Source organism: Micromonospora sp. NPDC005413 (assembly GCF_040606435.1).
Taxonomy (GTDB): Bacteria; Actinomycetota; Actinomycetes; order Mycobacteriales; family Micromonosporaceae; genus Micromonospora.
Window position 1 is genome coordinate 80,787 of record NZ_JBEXEV010000005.1, and the last position, 22,539, is coordinate 103,325.

Annotated in this window: 18 protein-coding genes; 14 read left to right on the plus strand and 4 right to left on the minus strand. The window is 70.9% G+C overall.

Translation table 11 applies throughout. The features are described 5' to 3' along the window. Window positions 1-83: 83 nt before the first annotated feature. Genes ABZS37_RS09430 through ABZS37_RS09455 form a run of 6 tightly spaced genes read left to right on the plus strand, consistent with a single transcriptional unit; the run spans window position 84 to window position 5,346 of the window. Complete coding sequence (locus tag ABZS37_RS09430; protein ID WP_355167211.1) at window positions 84-1,118, plus strand: ABC transporter substrate-binding protein; 1,035 nt, start codon at window positions 84-86, stop codon at window positions 1,116-1,118. Then, window positions 1,115-1,960 carry an ABC transporter ATP-binding protein gene (locus tag ABZS37_RS09435; RefSeq protein WP_355167213.1) on the plus strand — a complete coding sequence of 282 codons (846 nt, stop codon included), beginning with the start codon at window positions 1,115-1,117 and terminating at the stop codon, window positions 1,958-1,960. Before ABZS37_RS09430 ends, ABZS37_RS09435 begins: the two co-directional genes overlap by 4 nt. Further along, window positions 1,953-2,819: an ABC transporter permease gene (locus ABZS37_RS09440; RefSeq protein ID WP_355167215.1), complete on the plus strand. Its 867-nt coding sequence runs from the start codon at window positions 1,953-1,955 to the stop codon at window positions 2,817-2,819. The genes ABZS37_RS09435 and ABZS37_RS09440 overlap by 8 nt, the downstream gene beginning before the upstream one ends. A 9-nt stretch (window positions 2,820-2,828) precedes the next feature. After that, the gene (locus tag ABZS37_RS09445; protein ID WP_355167217.1) at window positions 2,829-4,163 is read left to right on the plus strand and encodes an LLM class flavin-dependent oxidoreductase; all 1,335 of its coding nucleotides are present in this window, start codon (window positions 2,829-2,831) and stop codon (window positions 4,161-4,163) included. Next, window positions 4,160-4,729, plus strand: coding sequence for a flavin reductase family protein (locus ABZS37_RS09450; RefSeq protein ID WP_355167219.1), 570 nt, complete (start codon window positions 4,160-4,162; stop codon window positions 4,727-4,729). The genes ABZS37_RS09445 and ABZS37_RS09450 overlap by 4 nt, the downstream gene beginning before the upstream one ends. Beyond that, a complete protein-coding gene (locus ABZS37_RS09455) occupies window positions 4,726-5,346 on the plus strand; it encodes a malonic semialdehyde reductase (RefSeq protein ID WP_355167221.1) in 621 nt (206 codons plus the stop codon). The genes ABZS37_RS09450 and ABZS37_RS09455 overlap by 4 nt, the downstream gene beginning before the upstream one ends. A gap of 129 nt (window positions 5,347-5,475) precedes the next feature. On the opposite strand, the gene ABZS37_RS09460 is transcribed toward ABZS37_RS09455, so the two are convergent. Beyond that, window positions 5,476-7,230 (minus strand): exo-alpha-sialidase, encoded by a 1,755-nt coding sequence (locus ABZS37_RS09460; RefSeq protein ID WP_355167223.1) that lies wholly within the window; start codon window positions 7,228-7,230, stop codon window positions 5,476-5,478. Window positions 7,231-7,766: 536 nt separating this feature from the next. Between ABZS37_RS09460 and ABZS37_RS09465 the strand changes: the two genes are divergently transcribed. Beyond that, the gene (locus tag ABZS37_RS09465) at window positions 7,767-10,115 is read left to right on the plus strand and encodes a beta-galactosidase (RefSeq protein ID WP_355167225.1); all 2,349 of its coding nucleotides are present in this window, start codon (window positions 7,767-7,769) and stop codon (window positions 10,113-10,115) included. A gap of 170 nt (window positions 10,116-10,285) precedes the next feature. Then, a complete protein-coding gene (locus ABZS37_RS09470; protein ID WP_355167227.1) occupies window positions 10,286-11,065 on the plus strand; it encodes a DeoR/GlpR family DNA-binding transcription regulator in 780 nt (259 codons plus the stop codon). 511 nt (window positions 11,066-11,576) lie between these two features. On the opposite strand, the gene ABZS37_RS09475 is transcribed toward ABZS37_RS09470, so the two are convergent. Continuing rightward, entirely contained in the window at window positions 11,577-12,650 is a 1,074-nt protein-coding gene (locus tag ABZS37_RS09475; RefSeq protein WP_355167229.1) for a right-handed parallel beta-helix repeat-containing protein, read from the minus strand. 405 nt (window positions 12,651-13,055) lie between these two features. Here ABZS37_RS09475 and ABZS37_RS09480 point away from each other — a divergent pair, with 405 nt between their 5' ends. The 3 genes from ABZS37_RS09480 to ABZS37_RS09490 are packed head-to-tail and all read left to right on the plus strand — an operon-like array spanning window position 13,056 to window position 15,789. Then, a complete protein-coding gene (locus tag ABZS37_RS09480) occupies window positions 13,056-14,075 on the plus strand; it encodes a 1-phosphofructokinase family hexose kinase (protein ID WP_355167231.1) in 1,020 nt (339 codons plus the stop codon). Further along, entirely contained in the window at window positions 14,051-14,947 is an 897-nt protein-coding gene (locus ABZS37_RS09485) for an SIS domain-containing protein (protein ID WP_355167233.1), read from the plus strand. Before ABZS37_RS09480 ends, ABZS37_RS09485 begins: the two co-directional genes overlap by 25 nt. Continuing rightward, entirely contained in the window at window positions 14,947-15,789 is an 843-nt protein-coding gene (locus ABZS37_RS09490) for a class II fructose-bisphosphate aldolase (protein WP_355167235.1), read from the plus strand. The genes ABZS37_RS09485 and ABZS37_RS09490 overlap by 1 nt, the downstream gene beginning before the upstream one ends. Before the next feature lie 66 nt (window positions 15,790-15,855). Here the strand turns inward: ABZS37_RS09490 and ABZS37_RS09495 are convergent, their stop codons facing one another. Together ABZS37_RS09495 and ABZS37_RS09500 are read right to left on the minus strand one after the other, a co-directional pair. After that, complete coding sequence (locus ABZS37_RS09495) at window positions 15,856-17,046, minus strand: ROK family transcriptional regulator (RefSeq protein ID WP_355167237.1); 1,191 nt, start codon at window positions 17,044-17,046, stop codon at window positions 15,856-15,858. Window positions 17,047-17,147: 101 nt separating this feature from the next. Next, window positions 17,148-19,580, minus strand: coding sequence for a family 20 glycosylhydrolase (locus tag ABZS37_RS09500; RefSeq protein WP_355167239.1), 2,433 nt, complete (start codon window positions 19,578-19,580; stop codon window positions 17,148-17,150). 341 nt (window positions 19,581-19,921) lie between these two features. Here ABZS37_RS09500 and ABZS37_RS09505 point away from each other — a divergent pair, with 341 nt between their 5' ends. The 3 genes from ABZS37_RS09505 to ABZS37_RS09515 are packed head-to-tail and all read left to right on the plus strand — an operon-like array spanning window position 19,922 to window position 22,514. Further along, window positions 19,922-20,737, plus strand: a complete 816-nt coding sequence (locus tag ABZS37_RS09505) for an ABC transporter permease (RefSeq protein WP_354993474.1) — start codon at window positions 19,922-19,924, stop codon at window positions 20,735-20,737. Further along, the gene (locus ABZS37_RS09510) at window positions 20,734-21,516 is read left to right on the plus strand and encodes an ABC transporter ATP-binding protein (RefSeq protein WP_355167241.1); all 783 of its coding nucleotides are present in this window, start codon (window positions 20,734-20,736) and stop codon (window positions 21,514-21,516) included. The genes ABZS37_RS09505 and ABZS37_RS09510 overlap by 4 nt, the downstream gene beginning before the upstream one ends. Continuing rightward, window positions 21,513-22,514 (plus strand): aliphatic sulfonate ABC transporter substrate-binding protein, encoded by a 1,002-nt coding sequence (locus tag ABZS37_RS09515; RefSeq protein ID WP_355167243.1) that lies wholly within the window; start codon window positions 21,513-21,515, stop codon window positions 22,512-22,514. Before ABZS37_RS09510 ends, ABZS37_RS09515 begins: the two co-directional genes overlap by 4 nt. Window positions 22,515-22,539 lie beyond the last annotated feature (25 nt).

Genomic DNA, 22,539 nt, shown 5'->3' on the forward strand with positions numbered 1-22,539 from the left:
GCCCGCTCAACGCGGAGCAGCGTGCCATCGCGCCCTCACCCGGGCGTCCTTGCTCCCATCGTGGACAGATCAGGAGACTCCTCATGTCCCCACCCCGTCGTGCCGTCCTGCGTACCCTCGCCACCGTTGCCGCGCTGGCTCTGCTCGCCGCCACCGCCGGCTGCGGCGGCGGCGACGCCGCAGCCGGCGGCGGCCGGTCCACCGAGCTGCGCTACCAGGGCTCGGTCGGTCAGGTCACGCTCCCCGAACTCGCCGCCGACCTCGGCTACCTCGGCGAGGTCCGGCTCAACTGGATCGGCAACGTCACCGGCGGCCCGCAGGACATCCAGGCCACCGCCACCGGGCAGAGCGACTTCGGCGGCGCGTTCAACGGCGCCATCGTCAAGCTCACCGCCGCCAACGCCCCGATCACCGCCGTGGTCAGCTACTACGGCTCCGACGCCCAGACCTTCCAGGGCTACTACGTGCTCGACGACAGCCCGATCCGCGGCCCCCGTGACCTGATCGGCAAGAAGGTCGGCATGAACACCCTCGGCGCGCACGCCGAGGCCGTGCTCAAGACCTGGCTCGCTCGCGGCGGCCTCACCCCGGCCGAGATCAAGCAGGTCGAGCTGGTCGCCCTGCCGCCGGTCAACACCGAGCAGTCACTGCGGCAGAAACAGATCGACGTCGCGGTGCTCGGCGGGGTGATCCGGGACAAGGCGATCGCCGGCGGCGGCATCCGCACCATCTTCACCGACTACGAGCTGCTCGGCGCGTTCAGCGCCGGCACCTACGTCTTCCGCGACGACTTCATCAAACGCAACCCGGAGACCGTCAAGGCGTTCGTCACCGGGGTCGGCAAGGCCATCGAGTGGGCCCGCACCCAGCCCCGGGAGACGGTGGTCGCCCGGATGCGGGACATCATCACCAAGCGGGGCCGCAACGAGGACCCGTCGCTTGTCGCGTACTGGAAGAGCAGCGGCGTCGCCGGCCGGGGCGGCGTGATCGACGAGCAGGAGTTCGGCACCTGGATCGACTGGCTCGCCGCCGAGGGCGAGCTCAAGGGCCACCGGCCGAAGCCCGCCGACATCTACACCAACCGGTTCAACCCCTTCGTGGACGGCGGCGGCGCGTGAGCACCGACAAGATCCTCTTCGATCGGGTGAGCAAGACCTTCCCGGTCCGCGCCACCCGGCGCGGCGGCGCCGGCGCGGTCATCGCGCTGGACCGGGTGACCCTCGGGGTACGCCCCGGCGAGTTCCTGGTCGTCGTCGGTCCCAGCGGCTGCGGCAAATCCACTCTGCTCGACCTGCTCGGCGGGCTCACCCAGCCGACCGCGGGGCAGGTGCTCGTCGACGGTCGGCCCGTCACCGGACCCGGCCTGGACCGGGGCATCGTCTTCCAGCAGTACGCGCTGCTGCCCTGGCGCACCGCCGCCGGCAACGTCGCGTTCGGGTTGGAGGCCAAGGGGGTGCCCCGGGCCGAGCGTGCCGCCCTGATCGCGCACCACCTGGATCTGGTGGGCCTGCGCGGTTTCGCCGACCGTTACCCGCACGAGCTGTCCGGCGGAATGAAACAGCGGGTGGCCATCGCCCGGAGCCTCGCGTATGACCCGGACGTGCTGCTCATGGACGAACCGTTCGCCGCGCTGGACGCGCAGACCCGCGACTCATTGCAGGACGAGCTGGTGCGGATCTGGGCCCGCACCGGCAAGACCATCGTGTTCATCACGCACGGCATCGACGAGGCCGTGTACCTCGGTCAGCGGGTGGCGGTGCTGACCTCCCGGCCCGGCCGACTCAAACAGGTCATCGACATCGACCTCGGCGACCGGGACGCGGTCGAGGACGTCCGCTCCACCGACGCGTTCCGCCATCACCGGCACCAGATCTGGACCCTGCTGCGCGACGAGGTGCGGGCCGCCCAGGCGGCCGAGGGCACCAGCGTCAGCCACACCGAGGAGGCCCGCGTTGGTTGACATCGCCGAACGTCCCACCCGACTCGCAGGCCCACCAACCGTGCCCGGAGCGACGGCCGACCACGCTGCCTCCGGCCTCGCCGCTCGGCTGCTCGGCATCGGCGGGAAGGTGCTGCACCGCACCGTCGCGATCGCCGCGCTGGCCGCGATCTGGGAGGGAGCCCCCCGGCTCGGGCTGGTGGACCGGGTCTTCCTCCCCCCGCTGTCCGAGGTGCTGGTCGCCTGGTGGGAGCTGCTGCGCAGCGGGCAGCTCGCCGAGCACGTCGGTGCGAGCCTCACCCGGTCACTGGCCGGGCTCGGCCTGGCGGTGCTCACCGCCATCCCGCTCGGACTGCTGATCGGTTGGTACCGGCCGCTCGCCGAGCTGCTCAGCCCCCTGCTGGAGGTCTTCCGCAACACCGCCGCGTTGGCCCTGCTGCCGGTGTTCGTGCTCATCCTCGGCCTGGGGGAGACCTCCAAGATCGCCCTGGTGCTGTACGCGTGCTCCTGGCCGATCCTGCTGAACACCATCGCCGGGGTGAAGGGCGTCGACCCGCTGCTGATCCGCTCGGCCCGCTCGATGGGGCTCAACCACCTGCGGCTGTTCCAGAAGGTGATCCTGCCGGCGGCGGTGCCGACCATCTTCACCGGCGTTCGGCTGGCCGGGGCGTACTCGATCCTGGTGCTGGTCGCGGCCGAGATGGTCGGCGCGAAGGCCGGCCTCGGCTACCTCATCAACTACGCGCAGTACAACTTCGCGATCCCCGACATGTACTCCGGGATCATCACGATCTCCGCCATCGGCCTGGTCGTCAACCAACTCCTCGTCGCCCTCGAACGTCGCTTCTCCACCTGGCGCGTCGACGTCTCCGCCGGATAGGACACTCTCATGCCTCGCACCCTGCACCTCAACGCGTTCCTGATGGGCGTCGGCCACCACGAGGCCGCCTGGCGGCACCCCCGCACCGACCCGCGTCGGGTCACCGACGTGCGGCACTTCCAGGAGCTGGCCCGGATCGCCGAGCGCGGCACCCTCGACTCGCTGTTCCTCGCCGACGGCCTCTCGGTCGGGCCGAACCCCCGGCACAACATCCAGGCCGTCTTCGAACCGCTGACCCTGCTCGCGTCGCTCGCCGCGGTGACCGAGCACATCGGTCTCATCGCGACGGTCTCCACCACCTACAACGAGCCGTTCCACACCGCCCGCAAATTCGCCTCGCTGGACCATCTCAGCGGCGGTCGGGCCGGCTGGAACATCGTCACCTCCGCACAGGTTCGGGAGGCGGCCAACTTCAACCGGGACAGCCACCCCGCGCACGCGGACCGGTACCGGCGGGCCGCCGAGTTCGTCGACGTCGCGATCAAGCTCTGGGACAGCTGGGAGGACGACGCGCTGGTCTTCGACACCGCCGCCGGGGTGTTCGCCGACACCGACCGGGTGCACGACGTGGCGCACCGCGGGCCGGAGTTCCAGGTCCGTGGCCCGCTGAACATCCCCCGTGGGCCGCAGGGCCGACCGCTGCTGGTGCAGGCCGGGTCGTCGCCGGACGGGATCGCCTTCGCCGCCCGCTACGCCGAGGCGGTCTTCACCGCCCAGCAGACCCTCGCCGACGGCCAGGGTTTCTACGCCGAACTGCGCCGGCAGGTCACCGCCGCCGGCCGGAACCCCGACCTGGTGAAGATCCTGCCCGGCATCGCGCCGGTGATCGGCGGCACCGAGGCCGAGGCGCAGGCGCTCGCCGCCGAGCTGGAGGAGCTGATCGTCCCCGACTACGCCCTCGCCCAGCTCTCCGGGATGCTCGGCATCGACCTGACCGGCCTGCCGCTGGACGGGCCGCTGCCGGAGCTGCCGGACGCCGGCACCGTGCAGGCCCACCAGAGCCGCTACCAGCTCGTCACCGAACTGGCCCGCCGGGAACGGCTCACCATCCGGCAGCTCATTGGCCGACTCGGCGGGGGCCGGGGGCACCGGGTGGTCGCCGGCACGCCCGAGCAGATCGCCGACCAGATCGAGCTGTGGTTCACCCAGGGCGCCGCCGACGGCTTCAACATCATGCCGCCGCACCTGCCCGGCGGGCTCGCCGACTTCGTCGACCACGTGGTGCCGGTGCTGCGCGCCCGCGGGCTGTTCCGCACCGAGTACACCGGCCGGACCCTGCGCGAGCACTACGGCCTGCCCCGACCGGCCAGCGCGTACGCCGCGTCGGGTCTGGTGTCGGCGTGACCACCGTGGAGCGTCCGGCGGTGGACGCGGCCGAGCTGCGACCGGTGAGCCCGGACCTGTTCCGCGCTCTGCTGCGGCGGCAGGCCACCAGCGTCACCGTGGTCACCGCGGTCGCCCGTGCCACCGACCCCGCCTGCCTGGGTGGGATCGGCGCGCCGATCCGGGCGGGGTTCACCGCCACCTCGTTCACGTCGGTGTCGCTGGACCCGCCGCTCGTCTCGTTCTGCCTCGGGACGGCGTCGTCGAGCTGGCCGGTGCTGGCCCGCGCCGAGCACGTCGCGGTGCACCTGCTGGCCGCCGAGCAGCGGGAGGCCGCGAGCGTCTTCGCCACCAGTGGCATCGACCGGTTCGCCGCGTACCCGGACTGGGCACCCGGACCGTTCGGGGTGCCGTTGCTGACCGGAGTGCTGGCCCGGCTGCTCTGCCGGGTGGTCCACCGGGTGCCGGCCGGCGACCACACGCTGGTGATCGCCGAGCCGATGGCGCTCGGTGACGGCGGCGACGGCGCGCCTCTGGTGCACCACCGGGGCGGATACACCACCGCGGTCCCGCCGGTGCCGGCGTGAGCGCACCGACCACACCGGACCTGCTCGCGCTGGACCGGGCCGCCCAGGACCTGCTGTTCCGGGCGGCCCGCACGGCCAACACGTTCACCGACGAGCCGGTCACCGACGCCCAGGTCGCGGCGATCCACGACCTGATCCGGTACGGGCCGACCGCGCTCAACGGCCAGCCGCTGCGGGTGCTGCTGCTCCGTTCGCCGGAGTCCCGAGCGCGACTGCTGCCGTACGTCTCCAGCGGCAACCGGGCCAAGACGGCCAGCGCTCCGCTGACCGTGGTCCTCGCCGCTGACGTGGACTTCCACGAGCGGCTGCCCGAGCTGTACCCGCACCGCCCGCAGGCCCGGGACTGGCTCGCCGACCCCACGGCGCGAGCTGAGCACGCCCGGTTCAACGCGACCCTGCAGATCGGCTACCTGATCGTCGGTGTCCGCGCGGCGGGGCTCGCCGCCGGCCCGATGGCGGGCTTCAACGCCGGGGGCGTCCAGCGGGAGTTCTTCCCCGACGGTCGCCACGAGGTGCTGCTCCTGCTCAACGTCGGGCGTGCCGGTCCGGACGCGGGGCCCGGACGCCTGCCCCGGCTGGACACCGGGGAGGTGATCCGCACCCACGACGCGGGATGAACCTGACGGTGTGTCCGGCCTGGCTGTCGTGTCGCTGAGAGGGTGCGTCGCGGTACCGCCCCCGGTACCGCCCCCGGTACCGCCCCCGGTGCCGGCACAGGGCCGGCACCGGGGGCGGGAGGTTCCGGGTCAGGCCCCCTTGACCCAGTCGAGGGTGAAGCGGGCGAAGAAGATGCCTCCGGTGCCGCCCACCTCGTACAGGTTGCCGATCGTCCCGTCGTTCAGCACGGCCATCGTGGAGTAGCCCGCGGCGCCCGGCTTGACCAGCGCCCGAGCCGGCCAGCTGGCGCCGTCATCGGTGGAGAGCCGGACGGTGAGGTCGTTGCGCGCGGTCGGGGCCGCGTTGTTGCTGAACAGCGCCGTACGGGTGCGCACCGGCGCGCCGTTCGCGCCCACCTCCGACGGACGCAGGTAGGACACCTCGTCGGCGTTGCAGAGCGGATCGGTCAGCAGGGCGCTGGCCGTGGCCGCGCCGAACGTGGCGCCGCCGTCAATGGACGTCGAGTAGAACCGGCTGCGGGTGCTGTTGTGCCGCATGTTCTGCACGATCGCTCCGGTGCCGCGCTCGATCGCCTTGCTCTCGTTGATGTTGCCGCCAGCGGGTCCGCCACGTCGCCACGTCGTGCCGTGGTCGTCGCTGTAGATGTTGCCGGTCTGGGTGAGGCCCGCCGCGTCGCGGTAGACGAACGGCTGGATCAGGCGTCCGGTGCTGCTCTGGATGCCGTGCCCGGAGGAGAAGAACGCCTGCTGCCAGGTCGGCAGCTTGATCGTCGGGTTCAGCTCCACCGGGGCGCTCCAGGTGGCGCCGTTGTCCCGGCTGGTGATGTATTGCAGGTGCATGCTGTTCGGGTCGTTGGCGGTGTTGAGACCAGAGGAGCCCGACCAGAAGCTGATGCCCGGCCTGGGGGAGTAGGTGTAGAAGCAGTAGACGACGCCGGTGTTGCGGTCCACCAGCAGGCTGGGGTCGCCCGCTCCCTCCCTGATGGTGGCGGGGGCGTGGATGACGCGCGGCTGCTCGAAGGTGCGACCACCGTCGGTGCTGCGGGTCATGGCGATCTGGATGTTGTTGGTGCCGCCACCCAGGTCGTACTGGCCGTTGACCCGGGCGTCGGCGACGGCGATGACGGTGCCGTTGTTGGTGACGGCCATACCCGGGATACGAACCGAGGCGGCAGTGCCGTCGTAGCGGCCGTTGGCGCCGTTGAGGTTGCGGATGACGGTCTGCGTGGTCAGCACCGTCGTGGCGTTCATCTGCGGAGTGCCGGCGGTCAGGCCGCACCCGGCGGTGCCTCGCAGGGTGGTGTCGAAACCGGGGGCGGTGACCCGCAGGGTGTACGCGGTGCCGGCGCCGACCGTCCAGTAGTGCAGAAAGTTGCCGCCGGCGGCGATGCTGCGGGTCCACGGGGATCCGGTGCGCCCGGACCACGTGACGGTGAAGTCCCGAGCGGTCGTGGTGCGGTTCTCCAGCGCGAGCTGAAGCCGGCCGGCCGTGCAGTCGTAGCTGGTGACCGCGGACATGCCGGTGCCGCACTGGAAGATGCCGGCGGTGGCGTCGTCCAACCCGGTCGGGGTGGTGGTTCGCAGGGTGTACGCGGTGCCGGCCGGGAGGGTCCAGTACAGCTCGCTGCTGCTGCTGCCAGCGGCGACCGTCCGGGTCCAGGGGGAGTTGGTGCGCCCCGGCCAGGTGACGGTGAAGGTCTGCGCGGTGGTGCTGCCGTTGGTGAGCAGCAGGTTGAGCCGGCCGGTCGTGCAGTCGGCGCTGGCGGTCGCGCTCACTCCGGCGGGGGCGGCGTGGGCTGGCGTGGCGGGCAGGATCGCGGCCACGCCGAGGACGGCGGCGACGACCGCAATCACTCGGCGCGGCAGTGCTCGGACAGGAGACACAGGATTCCTTCCGGGGACGGGGGTGGGGGGAACGGAGGAAATCGGCCATCAGACGTCGGATATCTGACGTCATGACGCTAAGGGGCGTCGCGCGGGTCGTCAATAGATCGACGAACGGTCGCCCCGTGGTTAGGCGGGTCCGAAGTGGACCGCCCGCGCCGCGCCCGCCCCCAGCGCGTCGATCTAGGGCATATCACTGTTCTGGGAGATCAACTCACGCTGATATGCCCTAGATCAGCGCGGCTGGGCGGGTGCGGCGGGCGCGCGGGCGGGCCACGCGGGGCGCGCGGGGCGCGCGGGGCGCGGGGCGCGGGAGGCAGGGCGCGGGGCGTGCGGGGGCGGGGCGGGCGAGCGGGGCGGGGCGGGCGCGGCGGGTTGCCGGGGGCGCTGATTGAAGATGCAAAGTTGGCGCGGATGTTTACATCATGTTGCGCCGTCTGGCAGGCTCTGATTACATCGACCATCGTCAGCATGTTGGCGCTCCGGCCCGTCCCGGCCGTGACCGCCGCTGGCGATGCCTGTCCGAAGGAGAGACCATGGATCGGCGCCAACTCCTTACCCTCGGCGTGCTCAGTCCTTTTGCGGCGATGCTGGCATCGGGCGGCCCGGCCAGTGCCGCCGCCGCGGCGCAGGCCTTCGGGTTCTCTGCCGATGGCAGCAACTTCCTGCTCGACGGCCAGCCGTTCCAGATCCGGAGCGGTGAGATGCATCCGGCCCGCATCCCGGTGCAGTACTGGCGCCACCGGATTCAGATGGCCAAGGCGATGGGCATGAACACGATCGCCATCTACGTGATGTGGAACCACGTCGAGGAACGCCCCGGAGTCTTCGACTTCACCACCGACCGGCGCGACATCGCCGGCTTCATCCGCCTGTGCCAGGCCGAGGGCATGTACGTGCTGCTGCGCCCCGGCCCCTACGTCTGCGGCGAATGGGACCTCGGTGGTCTGCCGCCGTACCTGCTGCGCAACCCGGGCATCAGGTTGCGGGTCCGCACCGCCGCCGACCCGAACTACATGGCGGCCGTCACGCGCTACGTCAACGCGCTCGCCGCGCTGGTCAAGCCGCTCATGGTGGCCAACGGAGGACCGATCCTGATGGTCCAGATCGAGAACGAGTACGGCTCGTACGGCAGCGACGTCGTCTACCTCGAGGAACTGCGGCAACTGTGGCTGCGGGCCGGGATCACCGGACCGTTCTACACCGAGGACGGCCTCGGTCAGGTGCAGGGCAATCGTACGGTGGTCACCGGCGGGGCGATCGCGCTCAGCGGTGGTGATGCGTCGGCCATCGCCGCGGCCCGCCAGTCCTTCCCGACCGTTCCGGCCATGTCCGGCGAGCTCTACCCGGGCTGGTTGACCCACTGGGGCGACGGCGGCTTCGCCGGATCGAACACCGACATCTCCACGCAGTTGCGGGGCCTGATGGCGGGCAGGCTGTCTTTCAACCTCTACATGATTCACGGCGGCACGAACTTCGGATACTCCGCAGGCGCGAACGCCGCCGACAACGGGTCCGGCTACCAGGCGGACATCACCACCTACGACTACGGCGCGCCGATCAACGAACAGGGCGGCCCGGCCCGCCTGTACCCCGCGTACCGCGAGATCATCGGGACGGCCCTCGGGGTGACGCTGCCGGCCGTGCCGGCGCCGATCCCCACCATCGTGCGTACCGGCAGTCAGGCTGTGGTGCCCGCGCCGTACGCCTCGCTGTGGGACAACCTGCCGGCCGCGCTGCCGGCGGCGCAGACGGTCACTCCACAACCGATGGAGATGTACGGCCAGAACTCCGGCTTCATGCTCTACCGCCGCGTCCTGCCCGGCTACACCCGGGGCACGCTGGACATCAGGTCGGTGCGCGACTACGCGACGGTGTTCCTCGACGGCGTCTACCAGGGCGGCCTGTCCCGGAGCAACCTCGCGGCGGCCTACACGACTCCGCTCGGGGTGACCGTGCAGGACGCGCCGCTGCCGTTGAAGACCTCGGCGAGTGGCAGCCCCACACTCGACATCCTGGTGGAGGGCATGGGCCGGACGAACTACGGCCAGGCCCTGGTCGACCGCAAGGGCATCCTGGAACGGGTGTCGCTGGTCGACGCGGGCGCACTGACCGGCACGTTGACCGGATGGCAGACCCATCTGCTGCCCATCGACGAGGCGTTCGTGGCCGGGCTCCGGCCGGTGATCGGCAACAGTTCGCGGCCCGGCATCTTCTTCAAGGCCACCGTGAATCTCACCCAGACCGGCGACACGTACCTCGACATGTCGCGGTGGACCAAGGGCGTGGTCTGGGTCAATGGGCGCAACCTCGGCCGCTACTGGAAGGTGGGGCCACAGCAACGGCTCTACTGCCCGGCGCCGTGGCTGCGGGTCGGCGCCAACGAGATCGTCGTCTTCGACCTGCACCAGGTGCAGGCGCAGCCGATCACCTTCGAGGCCACCCTGAGCGGGCAGTCGGGCGCCACCGGCTACAGCGTGGTCAACCGGGCCAGCGGCAAGGCCCTCGACGTGCCGGGCTGGTCCCGGATCACCGGCGTGCAACTGGTCCAGTGGAGCCCCAACGGCGGAGCCAACCAGAGGTGGCTGATGGCCGGCGCGGTGGGTGGCGTCACCACGATGACCAACGTCAACTCGGGCCTGCTCGCGGACGTCGAGGGCGGCTCCACGGCGGAGGGGGCGCGGGTCATCCAGTGGTCCGCGACCGGCGGTGGCAACCAGCAGTGGCGGGTCGTCACCGTGTCCGGCGACTTCGTGAAACTCGTCAACGTGCAGACGGGCAAGGTCCTCGCTGTGGCCGGCGGGGCCACCACCGACGGGGCCGCCATCGTGCAGCAGAGCGACACCGGCGGCTTCGCCCAGCACTGGCGGCTCACTCCCGCCTGACGCCTGCGGGCGACCCGGCGAGGGAGCGGCCCCTGTCGGCGCCCGGTGCCGCCCCGCGAGTCACGTCGCAGGGCGGCACGGCGGCCCGGCTGGGGCATGAGTGCGGTACGGACGTTGCATCCGGGATGCAAGGATGACCGCATGGGCAGGCCGAGCGACCGGAGTGAGACGTGAACCAGCGCGAGCGGTGGCACCGGCTCCTGGAGATGGTCGCGGTCGAGGGTCAGCTCGACATCGAGTCCACCGCTCGCGAGCTGGGCGTGAGCACGGCGACCATCCGACGGGACTTCGACGAGCTCGCCACCCAGCAGTTGGTGACGCGTACCCGGGGCGGCGTGGTCGTCACCAACGTGTCCTACGACCTGCCGTTGCGCTACAAGGCGGTGCGGCAGGCATCGGAGAAGCAGCGGATCGCGGCTGGCGCCGTCGCGCTGATCCCACCGGGGAGCACGGTGGGGCTCAACGGGGGCACCACGACGACCGAGGTGGCCCGGGCCCTCGCGCTGCGCACCGACTCGAACGGGCAGCTGTCGGCGGTCACCGTGGTGACCAACGCGCTGAACATCGCCCACGAACTCATCGTGCGGCCGCACATCCGGGTGGTGCTCACCGGCGGGACCGCCCGACCGCAGTCGTACGAGCTGATCGGCCGTATCGCGGAGACGATGCTCGCGTCCGTGGCGCTGGACGTCGTCGTGCTCGGGGTGGACGCGATCGACCACCAGCACGGCGCCAGCGCGCACAACGACGGCGAGGCGGCGATCAATCACGTCATGGTGACCAGCGCGGCGCGGACGATCGTGGTCGCGGACGCCTCGAAGCTGGGCCGCCGGAGCTTCAACCGGATCTGCCCGCTGGGCAACATCGACACCCTGATCACCGACAAGGCGGCGGACCCGGAACAGGTGAGCCTCGTCGAGCAGGCCGGGGTCAAGGTGGTGCAGGTCTGACCCTCTTGCCGGGGGATCCCGCCGACGCCGTGACCCGACAAAGATGGAACTCAATGCGAAATCGCGGCCAAATTCTTGCATCTTGAGTCAAGCGAGTACAGCATTGAGCGTCCAGCCGCCGTTCGACCCACCGGGCCAGGGCGCGTAGTCCATCGACGGGCAGGTGAACCGCATCGTCGGGTGAGCAGGATGTCGCCGGTCCCCGGCGACGCCGACGAGATGACCGGTACGTCGACACCGCTGATCGCGCCGAGATCGACGCGTAGCGACGTCGCGGCCGACGACAACTGGGCGGCATGGGCGGGGTCAACCATGATCCGGGAACCCGGGGTCAGCGTCCAGGTCCCGGTCCCCCCGGTCCACTCCCGGACGCTCGGCGCGACCTGTGGCACCGGGTTGGCCGCGTGCGCCGCCGACGGAACCTGGAGCCCCACGCCGGCCAGCAGGGAGGCGAGTACGAGAACGAGAAGCCGCTTGCGGGATGAGAACACGGTCGCGTACCTCCGATCGATCAGAGCGGTAGGAGATCCCTGACGTTGCCCTGTAGCAGGGGCACGTTCCCGCTGTTGGCCTGCGTGCCCGCCAGGTGCACCGGAGTGGTGCCGGTGCAACTGACGGTGAGGTTGGACAGGGTGCAACCGGACAGCATCCAGCGGGTGCCCAGCAGGTTCGTGGCGCGGATGTCGCTGTACCAGAGGGTGTTTCCGGTGAAGGTCGGTGGCAGGACGCCGTCGATGACCACGCCGGTGCCGGGGTTGCGACTGGCTCCGCCGATGGGGAAGGACAGCGCGGTGCTCCATCGCACGGGGACACCGCCGTTGGAGTGGTTGATGGTGTTGCCCGTCAGGCTGCCGTGCCCCCAGTTGTCACTGGTGAGAGCCCCGTACGGACTGGTCTGGGCGAACGAGTAGTAGGCGCCGTAACACCCGACGACGACGTTGCCGTTGATCGTCCAGTTCCCGGACGAGTTCCAGATCGCGAGTCGGCACGAGGTGAAGCTGTTCGCGGTCAACTGCGAGTATTCGCTGCGGTCCGCCAACGAGACACCGAAGTAGCAGCGGTGGAAGGCATTGCCGCTCACCTTGAGCCGGTAGCCGAAGTAGTCGTCGGCTGTCGACCCGGTTACCGCCAGGCCCGCGCCGCGCCAGTTCGTGAAGTCGCAGTCCAGGATCCGAACGCCGGTACTGCGGCTGATGCGGATGCCCACGTGCGCGAATTGCGGCGCCGCGTCGACCGGGCTGGCCTGGCGCCCGAGAAAGTGAACACCGCTGATGGTGACGTTGCTGCGCCCCACTATGGACAGAGCGCCGGTCTGGTCGTTGGAGACGGTGACCGTCGCGCCGTTGCCAACGATGAGGCAGCGATCGGGGAGGGCGACGGGAGCCGACAGGGTGTACGTGGCGCCGGGTGCGAGCTGCACCTGAGGTGTGCGGGCGAGGACGGCGTTCCAGTCGTCGGTGACGCCGAGGACCGGAAGGGACGTTGAAGCGATCGCGGCGTCGGCCCGGCCGGGCGGCGCGACGGCGGCGAGGGCACCGGCGGCACCCGCCACAGCGACCGTGCGCCGGGAGATTCGTGTAGTCATGGTTGTCCTTCGGACAGTGGGGGATGTCCTACGTCGGATGTCGGACGAACCTACGAGCCTTATCGACGCTCGTCAAGGGAAGACCGTCCTCACCGCCGATCCCCGCGCGGCAGTTGGGGATCCAGCACTGTCGACGTACCTCTCTGCAACTTCCTGCAATATGGGCCTGGCGCGGGCGCATCGGGCGTCGACTCGCTGGCGGGCTCCGACACCCGGCCATGCCTCGCCGATTCCCATGCCTGCCGTGCTTTCCGGTCGAAACCAGAGCTTCGGGCGGGGTGGATGGACCTTGACGGCAGTGAGGTCAGATCCTAGGGTCTGCAACATCCTGATTGATTAAGGCATTGGGATGTCAAGAAAGATCATGCATGCTCGTGTGGCCGGCATCTTCCGGAAGAGGCGGATATGGAACGACATCTGTCGCCAGAGGTCCGGGCGCGGGGTGACCTGATCATCTCGGTGGCGCTCAATCCGGCCTTGGACATCACCTACGCGGTGCCCGAACTGGTGCCGGACACGTCGCACCGGGTCACGAGCGTGGTCTCCCATGCCGGGGGCAAGGGTCTGAACGTCGCCCGGGTGCTGCGTCAACTGGGTGCCGAGAGCATGGTCCTGGGTCTGCTCGGCGGTGCCGCTGGCGACCACATCGAGGCCGAACTGGCGGCGGCCGGCATGCCGGCGCACTTCACCCGCATCGGCGGCGAGACCCGCCGGACGGTGACCGTCCTCGCGCAGGACACGGCGACGGTCCTCAACGAACCCGGCCCGCACGTCACCGCGGCGCAGTGGACGGCGTTCCGAGACACGTTCGCGGAGCGTGTCCGGGCAGCGCGGGTGGTGGTGCTGTCCGGCAGCCGGCCGCCGGGCGTACCCGAGACCGCGTACGCCGAACTCGTCACCATCGCACGGGCCGGCGGGGCCGAGACCATCGTGGACGCCGAGGGCGCCGCGCTTCGGCACGCGCTGGCCGCGGCGCCGGCGCTGGCGAAACCGAACGCCCACGAGGCGGCGGACCTGCTCGGCCGCCCGGTACGCACCCGCGACGACGCCGTGGCGGTGGCGCACCAACTCGTCCGACTCGGTGCCAGCGCCGGCGTCGTCTCCCGTGGCGCGGACGGGTTCGTGGCGGTTACCGGCGGGGCCGCCTACAGCGCCCGCGCGCCCGAACGGGTGTCCGGCAACCCGACCGGCGCAGGCGACGCCCTCGCGGCCGTGCTCGCGTACGGGCTCGTCACTCGCGCGCCGTGGCGGGACGTCCTCGCCCGGGGTGCCGCCGTCTCGGCTGCCGCAGTCGCCTGCCCGTGGGCGGGCGAGTACGACGACGACGTGGCTTCCCGGCTGCTGGCCGGAACCACTGTGGAAAAACTGGAAGAGCACCGCACCGACAGAGAGCAGGAACCGTGTCGCACGTCGCCTCCGAGATAGCGTCCCAACCCGAGACCTGGCGTCGCGCCGTGGACCTGGTCGCCCAGCCGGGCGTGGCGCGGGCCCTGCCCCAGCCCGGTGAACGGGTCGCCGTCGTCGGCTGCGGCACGTCGTACTTCATGGCGCAGAGTTTCGCGGCGCTGCGGGAGTCGGCGGGTCAGGGGGAGACGGACGCCTTCGCCGCCTCGGAGTTCCCCGCCGGGCGGCGGTACGACCGCGTCATCGCCATCACCCGCTCCGGCACCACCACCGAGGTGATCCGGCTCCTTGAGCAGTTGCCGCCCGGCAGCCGTTCGACCGTGCTCACGACCGACGCCGACCGGCCGGTGACCCAGCTCGTGAGTGACTGCGTCGTCCTTGACTTCGCCGATGAGCAGTCGGTGGTGCAGACGCGCTTCGCCACGACCGCGCTCGCCGTCTGGCGTGCCGGTCTCGGGCAGGACCTGACCGAGGCGATCAGTCAGGCGCGGGCCCAGCTGAGCACGCCACTCGACCCGGCCGTGGTCGGCCGGGACCAGTTCACCTTCCTCGGCACCGGCTGGACCGTGGGACTGGCGCACGAGGCGGCCCTCAAGCTGCGGGAGGCGGCGCAGGTGTGGGCCGAGTCGTACCCGGCGATGGAGTTCCGGCACGGTCCGATCAGCGTGGTGGACCACCGGTCCGTGGTCTGGATCTTCGGGCCGGTGGTGCCCGGCCTCCTCGACGATCTGGCCGCCACCGGCGCGATCGTGGTGCACGAGGACGTTGACGCCATGGCGCACCTCACCACCGCGCAGCGGCTCGCGGTCGAGCTCGCGGTCCGTCGCGGCCTGCATCCGGACCAGCCCCGGCTGCTCACCCGGTCCGTCGTGCTGACCGCGCCGGTCGCCTGATGACCCTCGTCCCCACCGCCGAGCTGGTGGCGGCGGCACGGGCCGCCGGTACCGGCGTGCTGGCGTTCAACGTGATCACGATCGAGTACGCCCAGGCGATCGCCGCCGCGGCGCAGCGTGCCGGCCGGCCCGCGATCCTGCAGATCAGCCAGAACGCGGTGCGCTACCACTCCGGCGTGTCGGCCATCGCCGCGGCGACGGCCGAAATCGCGTGGAAGTCCAGCGCGAACCTGTCGCTGCACCTGGACCACGTCGACGACATCAGCCTGCTGGAGCAGGCCCCCGATGCCGGCTTCAGCTCCGTGATGGTCGACGCGTCCGCGCTGGCGTACGCCGCCAACGTGGCCACCACCCGCAAGGCGACCGACTGGGCGCACGACCACCGGCTCTGGGTGGAGGCGGAACTCGGCTACGTCGGCGGTAAACCGGACGCCCCGGCGAGCGCCCACACCGCCGGTGTCCGCACCGACCCGTCCGAGGCCGCCCGGTACGTCGCCGAGACCGGCGTCGACGCGCTGGCCGTCGCGGTGGGCAGCTCCCACGCGATGGCCGACCGCACCGCCTCGCTGGATCTCGACCTGGTGGCCGCCATCCGTGACGCCGTACCCGTGCCCCTGGTCCTGCATGGTTCCTCCGGGGTGCCGCTGGAGCAGATCCGCGCGGCGGTCGATCGTGGCATGGTGAAGATCAACGTCGGTACGGCCCTCAACGTGGCGTTCACCGACGCGGTCCGTGCCGCCGTGCCGGAATCCCGCGACCCGCGCCGGTATCTCGCAGCGGGACGGGACGCGGTAACGGGGGTCGTCGAGCGGCTGCTCACGCTCCTGCCCGAGGCACCGTAGCCAGCCGCCGCACTGTCCGGCCGGGGCGCTGGCCCTATCCGGCACTGTCCGGCCGAGGTGCTGGCCCTATGCCGTGGGAAGGGCCGGCAGAGGGTCGGACATGTTGAGTCGCAGGGCCGCCGCGACGGCACCCAGGGCGCCGCCCTCGTCGCCGAACTGGGCGGTCACGACGTCCAGGCGACGCGTGTGTCGGGGGATCGCCAGCTGGCCGATCGCCGCCCGGACCGGTTCGAGCACCGCGTCGCCGGCGTGGGCGAGGGTGCCGCCGATGGCCACCTTGCCCGGGTCCAACTGCACCACCATTCCCGACAGCACTCGGCCGAGCAGTGTCGCGGCGTGCCGCACCACGTCCACGACGGTCGGCTCGCCGGCACGCGCCCGCGCGACCAGATCGGCCGGGTCCGCGACGGTCACCCCACGGCGGGCGCACTGCTCGATGAGCGCCGACGGGCGGATCAGCAGCTCCAGGCAGCCGCGGCCACCGCACGGACAGGGGTCGCCATCGGGCTCGACGCTGACGTGGCCGATCTCGCCGGCGGCGCCGTTAGCGCCGCGGGCGAGCCGGCCGTCGACGATGAGACCACCGCCCACGCCGTCACTCCACCGGACGTAGATGGCGTCCCGCACGTCGCGGGTCGCTCCCCAGGTGCCTTCGGCCAGCGCGGCCAGCCGGGAGTTGTTGTCGGTGACGACGGCGACGCCGTACCGGTCCTGGATTCGCGTGCTGACCTGCTTCGCGGCCATCGAAGGGCTGCTGCCGCCGTCCGGACGACCCCGGCCGGCGACCAGGCCGGGCAGGCCGAGGCCGATCGCCTCCAACGCGCGCAGGTCGATGTCGTGCTCCTGCACGAGGTCGTCGATCAGCTTGATTGCCGCGTTGGCGCGCCGGGCCGGCCCCGCCGCCAGCGCGACGGGGCGGCTGCCACGGGCCAGGATGTCGTGGCCCAGGGTGGCGACGATGACGGTGATCGTCGCCCGGCCGAGGTCGATGCCGACGATCCGGCCGGCGGACGGGTTGAGGCTGACGGTCGTGGACGGCCGTCCCCGGCCCCGGTGGCCGGACAGCGCCGGCTCGCGCTCGACGACCACACCGCGGGCGATGAGGTCGCCGATGATGTCGAACAGCGTGGTGCGCGACAGCCCGGTCAGCCGGATGAGATCGGCCCGGCTGAGCGGACCCGCGCTGCGGAGCTGGGCCAGCAGGGCCTCGGTGTGCGCGAGCCGCACGCGTTGCATGGCATCCGGGCGTTCGATCACGGCACCATCATGACCGATACCTGCTTTCGCATGTCGTTGCGGCAGCGTACGGCGCGGTGGCCGCCGCCGTCACCGGGCGAGGTGACGGCGGCGGCGGTCGGTCAGGCGGCCCGGACGGTGACGGTCAGCGCCGCCTGGACGGGGGCCAGTCCGGCCGAGCGCACCGACAGCATCCCGGTGTACGTTCCCGCCGTGCCGAACGTGCGTCGGGACACCACGGTGAACGCGCTGTTGATCTGCATCGCCGGGATGCTCGGCTCGCGCGTGGCGGTCGGCGTCAACGACTCCACCCGTCCGTCGCTCCAGGTGACCGTGGCTGCCAGGTCGGTGGAGCGGAATCCGGGGGCGGTGACCGTCCAGGTCGCGCCAGCCGGTGCGCCGACGGCCACGGCGGCCGATCGGCCGATCGCCTGCTTGCGCCACGCCACGTCGGCCGTCGGGAAGAAGTTGACGCCCTGGACCGTCAACCGGCCTCCGGCGACGGAGAGACGGGTGGTGAAGTCGGCGTAGCTGCGCTGCGCCTGCGGCGTCCAGCCCACCTCTGCGGTGGCGATGAGACGCGGGAAGCTGTAGTACTGCGCCTGGCCGACGCGGCGGATGAACTCACCCCAGAGTGCCGACTCGACCCCGAGCACGCTGGTCTCGGCGATGTTCGGGATGAAGGTGCCCGGGTCCCAGTTGTAGTGCCGGTCCAGCCCACACGGCCCGCCGCAGGCCCAGGTGCCGCCGAGCGGCTGGCGGGAGTCCTGCTTCTGCGGTACGTACGTGTGGGGGGCGGGGGAGAGGACGACCTGGGCGCCGCGACCGGTCACCGCGTTGGCCACCGCCGTGCGGTCGCCGTTCCAGTACTGCACGACGGCCTTGTTCGGCGGCAGCGCCGTGCCGGCGTACTCGTTCCAGCCGACCACCGTCTTGCCGAGCGAGGCGACCGTCGCGCTGAAGGCGTTCACCATCGTGGTGTAGTTGGCATGGCTGGTGACGTGGGCCTCGTCAGCGCCGATGTGCAGGTAGGGCCCCGGGGTCATGGCGGCGATCTGGGTCAGCACCTGGGTGACGAACTCGTACGTCGCTGGGCTGGCGGAGTCGAACGTCGAGTACCCGACGTTGCCGGTGCCGTTGGCCGGGGCGGTCTGCTGCCCGGCGGCCGGCTTGGGCTGGGCGCCGGTCGTGTTCAACTGGGGGATGGCGTGCAGCGCCGCGTTGGTGTGCCCCGGCATGTCGATCTCCGGTACGACGGTCATGCCGTTCAGGCCGGCGTAGCGCACGATCTCGGCGTAGTCGGCCTTGGTGTAGAAGCCGGTGACACCCAACTCGGTGCCCATCAGCTGACCGTTGTCGTTGTAGGTCATGGCGGTACGGCCGCTGACCGCGGTGAGCAGGCCGTAGTCGATGCCCGCCGGGTTGCTCGCCGGGTTGTCGATGGCGATCCGCCAGCCCTGGTCGTCGGTCAGGTGCAGGTGCAGACGATTGATCTTGTATTGGGCCGCGCCGTCGATGTACGCCTTGATCTCGCTCATCGGGTAGAAGCTGCGGGCGACGTCGAGCATCATGCCCCGGTGGGCGAACCGTGGATAGTCGGTGATGGTGACCGTCGGCACGGTCCAGGCGGCGCCGACGACGGTGTCGGACTCCACCCACTGGGGGAGGAGCTGCCGCAGTGTCTGCACACCGTTGAGCGCGCCGTTGGCCGTGTCGGCACTGATCTGGACCTTTGCGGTGGTGACGACGAGCCGGTATCCCTCGGCGGTCTGCCCGACGGGGCCCTTGCCGGGGCCGACCTCGACGACGATGGGCGCGGGTGCGGTGCTCTGGGTGACCACCGGCAGGGCGTATCCGGTGGCGGGGCGTAGCAGGCCGGCGAGGTAGGTCGCGGGCGCGGTCGCCTGCGGCCCGACGGCGACGATGGGCGTGCTCCGGTTCAGGGTGTACGGCGTGCCGCCGTTCTCCGTGATCGACACCGGTTTGGGCAGCAGGCCCAGTGTGGGCGCGGGTGCCGGCGCCGTGTCGTTCCAGATCTCGAACTCGGAGATCGAGTAGCCGTAGCCGGCCCACCGCCGGTGCCCCTGCATCCGCACGTGGGACACCGGCTGCGACGAGTTCACCGCGATGACGTCCGTGCGAGGGCAGGTGTCGCGCTGGACGCGGGTGACGTCGGTCCAGGTGGTGCCGTTGGCCGAGGTCTGCAGGGTGAAGTCACGGGCGCAGGCGTTGGGCCAGCTCAGTACGACGTGGTCGACCGTCGAGGGGGATGCCAGCCGTACCTGCACCCAGTTGTCGTCCTGGTACTGCGACGACCACCGGGTGTTGCGGTCACCGTCGTTGACGTGCGCGGCGACGAAGTCGGCCCGGTCGAGTTCGATGCTCGACGCGGTGGCGGTGCCGGTCCGGGCCAGGTTCACCGGCGCTGCGGCGGCCACGGCCGGCGTGCCGGACGGGACCGTTGCGACGAGCGTCGCGGCCATCACCACGGCGACGTGCGCCGCGATCAGGCGGCGTCTCGGTCGGGTGGTGGGGTGGGAGCGCGGAATCGACATGGGACTCCTTCGTCCGTCGCCCGGATCGCCGGGCGGCTGGGGTGGCTCGGTACGCCGAAGTCTGTCCAAGCTCTTCAATTCAGTCAATGGGTTGCACATTAATCGGCCGCTCGGTGCGCAGGCGTCGGCAAGGGGTGGGCGTTGTCGCCGTCGCGCAGTCGCCCATAGGCTGTCGACGCCAGACATCCGACGTCTTACAAAGCGGAGCGGCGCGCTCAGCTCGGCCATTTTAGTCCGGAGGGTTGACAGGATTCGTCGTGTCGCCAAGGATTCGCTTACCTCGAGCCGCCTGCCGGGAGAGGGGCACCCCCCATGTCCGACCTGGTCTACGGAGGACCACCGTGCCGATAGACGTCCAACCGCCCCGGACACGCGGGCCGGAAACCACCCGCGCGGCGTCGCCGCCACGCCGCGCCGTGCCGCTGCTGGTGTGGAACGTGATCGCCGTCGTGCTCGGCCTCGGCATCTGGACCGTGCTCGCCCGGGTCGGGGTGTCGGGCCTTCCCGGGCCGAAGGCGGTCGCCATCCGCGCCGGTGAACTCGCGATGGACGGCACCCTGCTCGACGACAGCCTCGCCAGCCTGCGCCGGGTGCTCATCGGGTTCGCGCTCGGCAGTGCCCTCGCGGTGCCGGTCGGCTTTCTCATGGGCTGGTACCGGACGGCCCGCGGCCTGATCGAGCCCTACGTGCAGTTCTTCCGCACGATCCCGCCGCTGGCCGTCATCCCCCTGGCCATCCTGCTCATGGGCATCGGGGAGACCCCGAAGATCTTCGTCATCTTCCTCGCCGCGTTCCTGTCCTGCGTCGTGTCGACGTTCCAGGGCGTGGTGAGCGTCGACACCACCATGATCAACGCTGCCCGGGTGCTCGGCGCCAACGACGCCGTGGTGTTCCGCCGGGTCATCGTCCCCGCTTCCACCCCGTTCATCCTGGTCGGCATGCGCGTCGGCCTCGGCGCGGCGTGGGCGACCCTGGTGGCCGCCGAGCTGATCGCCGCGCAGGAAGGTCTCGGCTACCGGATGCAGCAGGCGCAGATCTACTACGACCTGCCGAGCATTTTCGTCGGCCTCATCACCATCGGCGTGCTCGGCCTGATCATGGACCGGCTCCTGCTCACCGTAGGAAAGCGCCTCACCGGATGGCAGGAAGGCCGATGACCGAGAAGATCTCCTTCCGCTCCACCACCCGCACCTTCGAGGTGGGCGGCAAGCCGTTCCACGCGCTGCAGAACGTCGACCTGGACATCGCCGACCGTGAGTTCGTCACCGTCGTCGGCCCGTCCGGCTGCGGCAAGTCGACCCTGATGAACATCGCGGCCGGCCTGATCGAACCCACCGGCGGTGAGGTGCTCGTCGACTCGCGGCCGGTGCGGGGGCCCGGCCCGGAGCGCGGCGTCATCTTTCAGCAGTACGCCCTTTTCCCCTGGCTGACTGTGCGCCAGAACGTCGAGTTCGGTCTGCGGATCGCCAAGGTCGGGCGGGCCGAGCGGCGACGACGGGCGCAGCACTTCATCGACCTCGTGGGCCTCACCGACTTCGCGGACGCGCTGCCCCGCATGCTGTCCGGTGGCATGCGGCAGCGGTGCGCCATCGCCCGCGCGTACGCCGTCGACCCCGGCGTCCTGCTCATGGACGAACCCTTCGGCGCCCTCGACGCCCTCACCCGGGTGCAGATGCAGGATCAACTGCTGGCCACCTGGGGCTCCGAGCGACGGACCGTCCTGTTCATCACCCACGACGTCGACGAGGCCGTCTATCTCGCCAACCGGGTCGTCGTCATGGCGGCCAGGCCAGGCCGGGTGCACGAGGTCATCGACGTGGACCTGCCGTACCCGCGTACCGAAGCCGTCCGTCTCTCGCCGGAGTTCTCCCGGATCCGTAATCGGGTCTGGCGCGCTGTCTACCACCAGACCCCTCAGGAAGGTGCATCGCTATGAGCCCTCTCTCCCGTCGCGCCGTGCTGGCCGGCATCGCCGGCCTCGGCGCCACCGCAGCCCTCGCCGCCTGCGGCGACGACGACCAGTCCGGATCCGGCGGCTCCGGCAGCCAGCCGGTGAAGCTGGGCTACATTGCCGACTTCACCGGCGCGAGCCTCATGGCGATCGCCGACGACAAGAAGCTGTGGGCCCAGCACGGCCTCAAGCCGGACCTGAAGGTCTTCACCAACGGGCCGCTGCAGGTGCAGGCCCTCGGCGCGGGCGACCTCGACTTCGGCTACCTGGGCCCGGGCGCTCTGTGGCTGCCGGCCTCCGGCAAGGCCCGGGTCATCGCCATCAACTCGCTCGGTTTCGCCGACCGGCTCATCGCCCAGCCGGGCATCACCTCCGTCGCCGCGCTCAAGGGCAAGAAGATCGGCGTGCCGGAGGGCACCTCCGGCGACATGATCGTGCGGCTGGCCCTGAAGCGCGCCGGGCTCTCCATCGACGACGTGCAGAAGGTCGCGATGGACCCAAGCACGGTGGTCACCGCGTTCGGGTCGGGTCAGATCGACGCGGCCGGCATCTGGTACCCGCTCATCGGCACCATCCAGAAGCGGGTGCCGAAGCTGGCGGAGCTGGCCAAGAACGACGACTTCTACCCGGAGATCAGCTTCCCGTCCGCCTATGTCGGGCGCAACGACGTGGTGACCGGCAAGCCGGAACTGGTCAAGAAGGTGCTCGCGGTGCTGCGTGCCGCCAACGACGAGCGGGCGGCCGACGTGGACCGGGCGGTCGAGGTCACCGCGAAGTTCCTCAAGTCGGCCCCGGTCGACCAACTGCGCGCCGAGGCCACCAATGCCCGGTTCCTGCCGTCGGCGGAACTCGCCGCCAAGTCGCAGGACGGCACCGTCGCGGGCTGGCTCACCAGCCTCAACGGCCTCTTCAAGGACCTGGGCAAGCTGCCGAACGTGGTCGACCCCAGCACCTACTACGACGCCGCCGCGTACGCGTCCTGAGCCCAGTCGCGTGAGAAAGGATCAA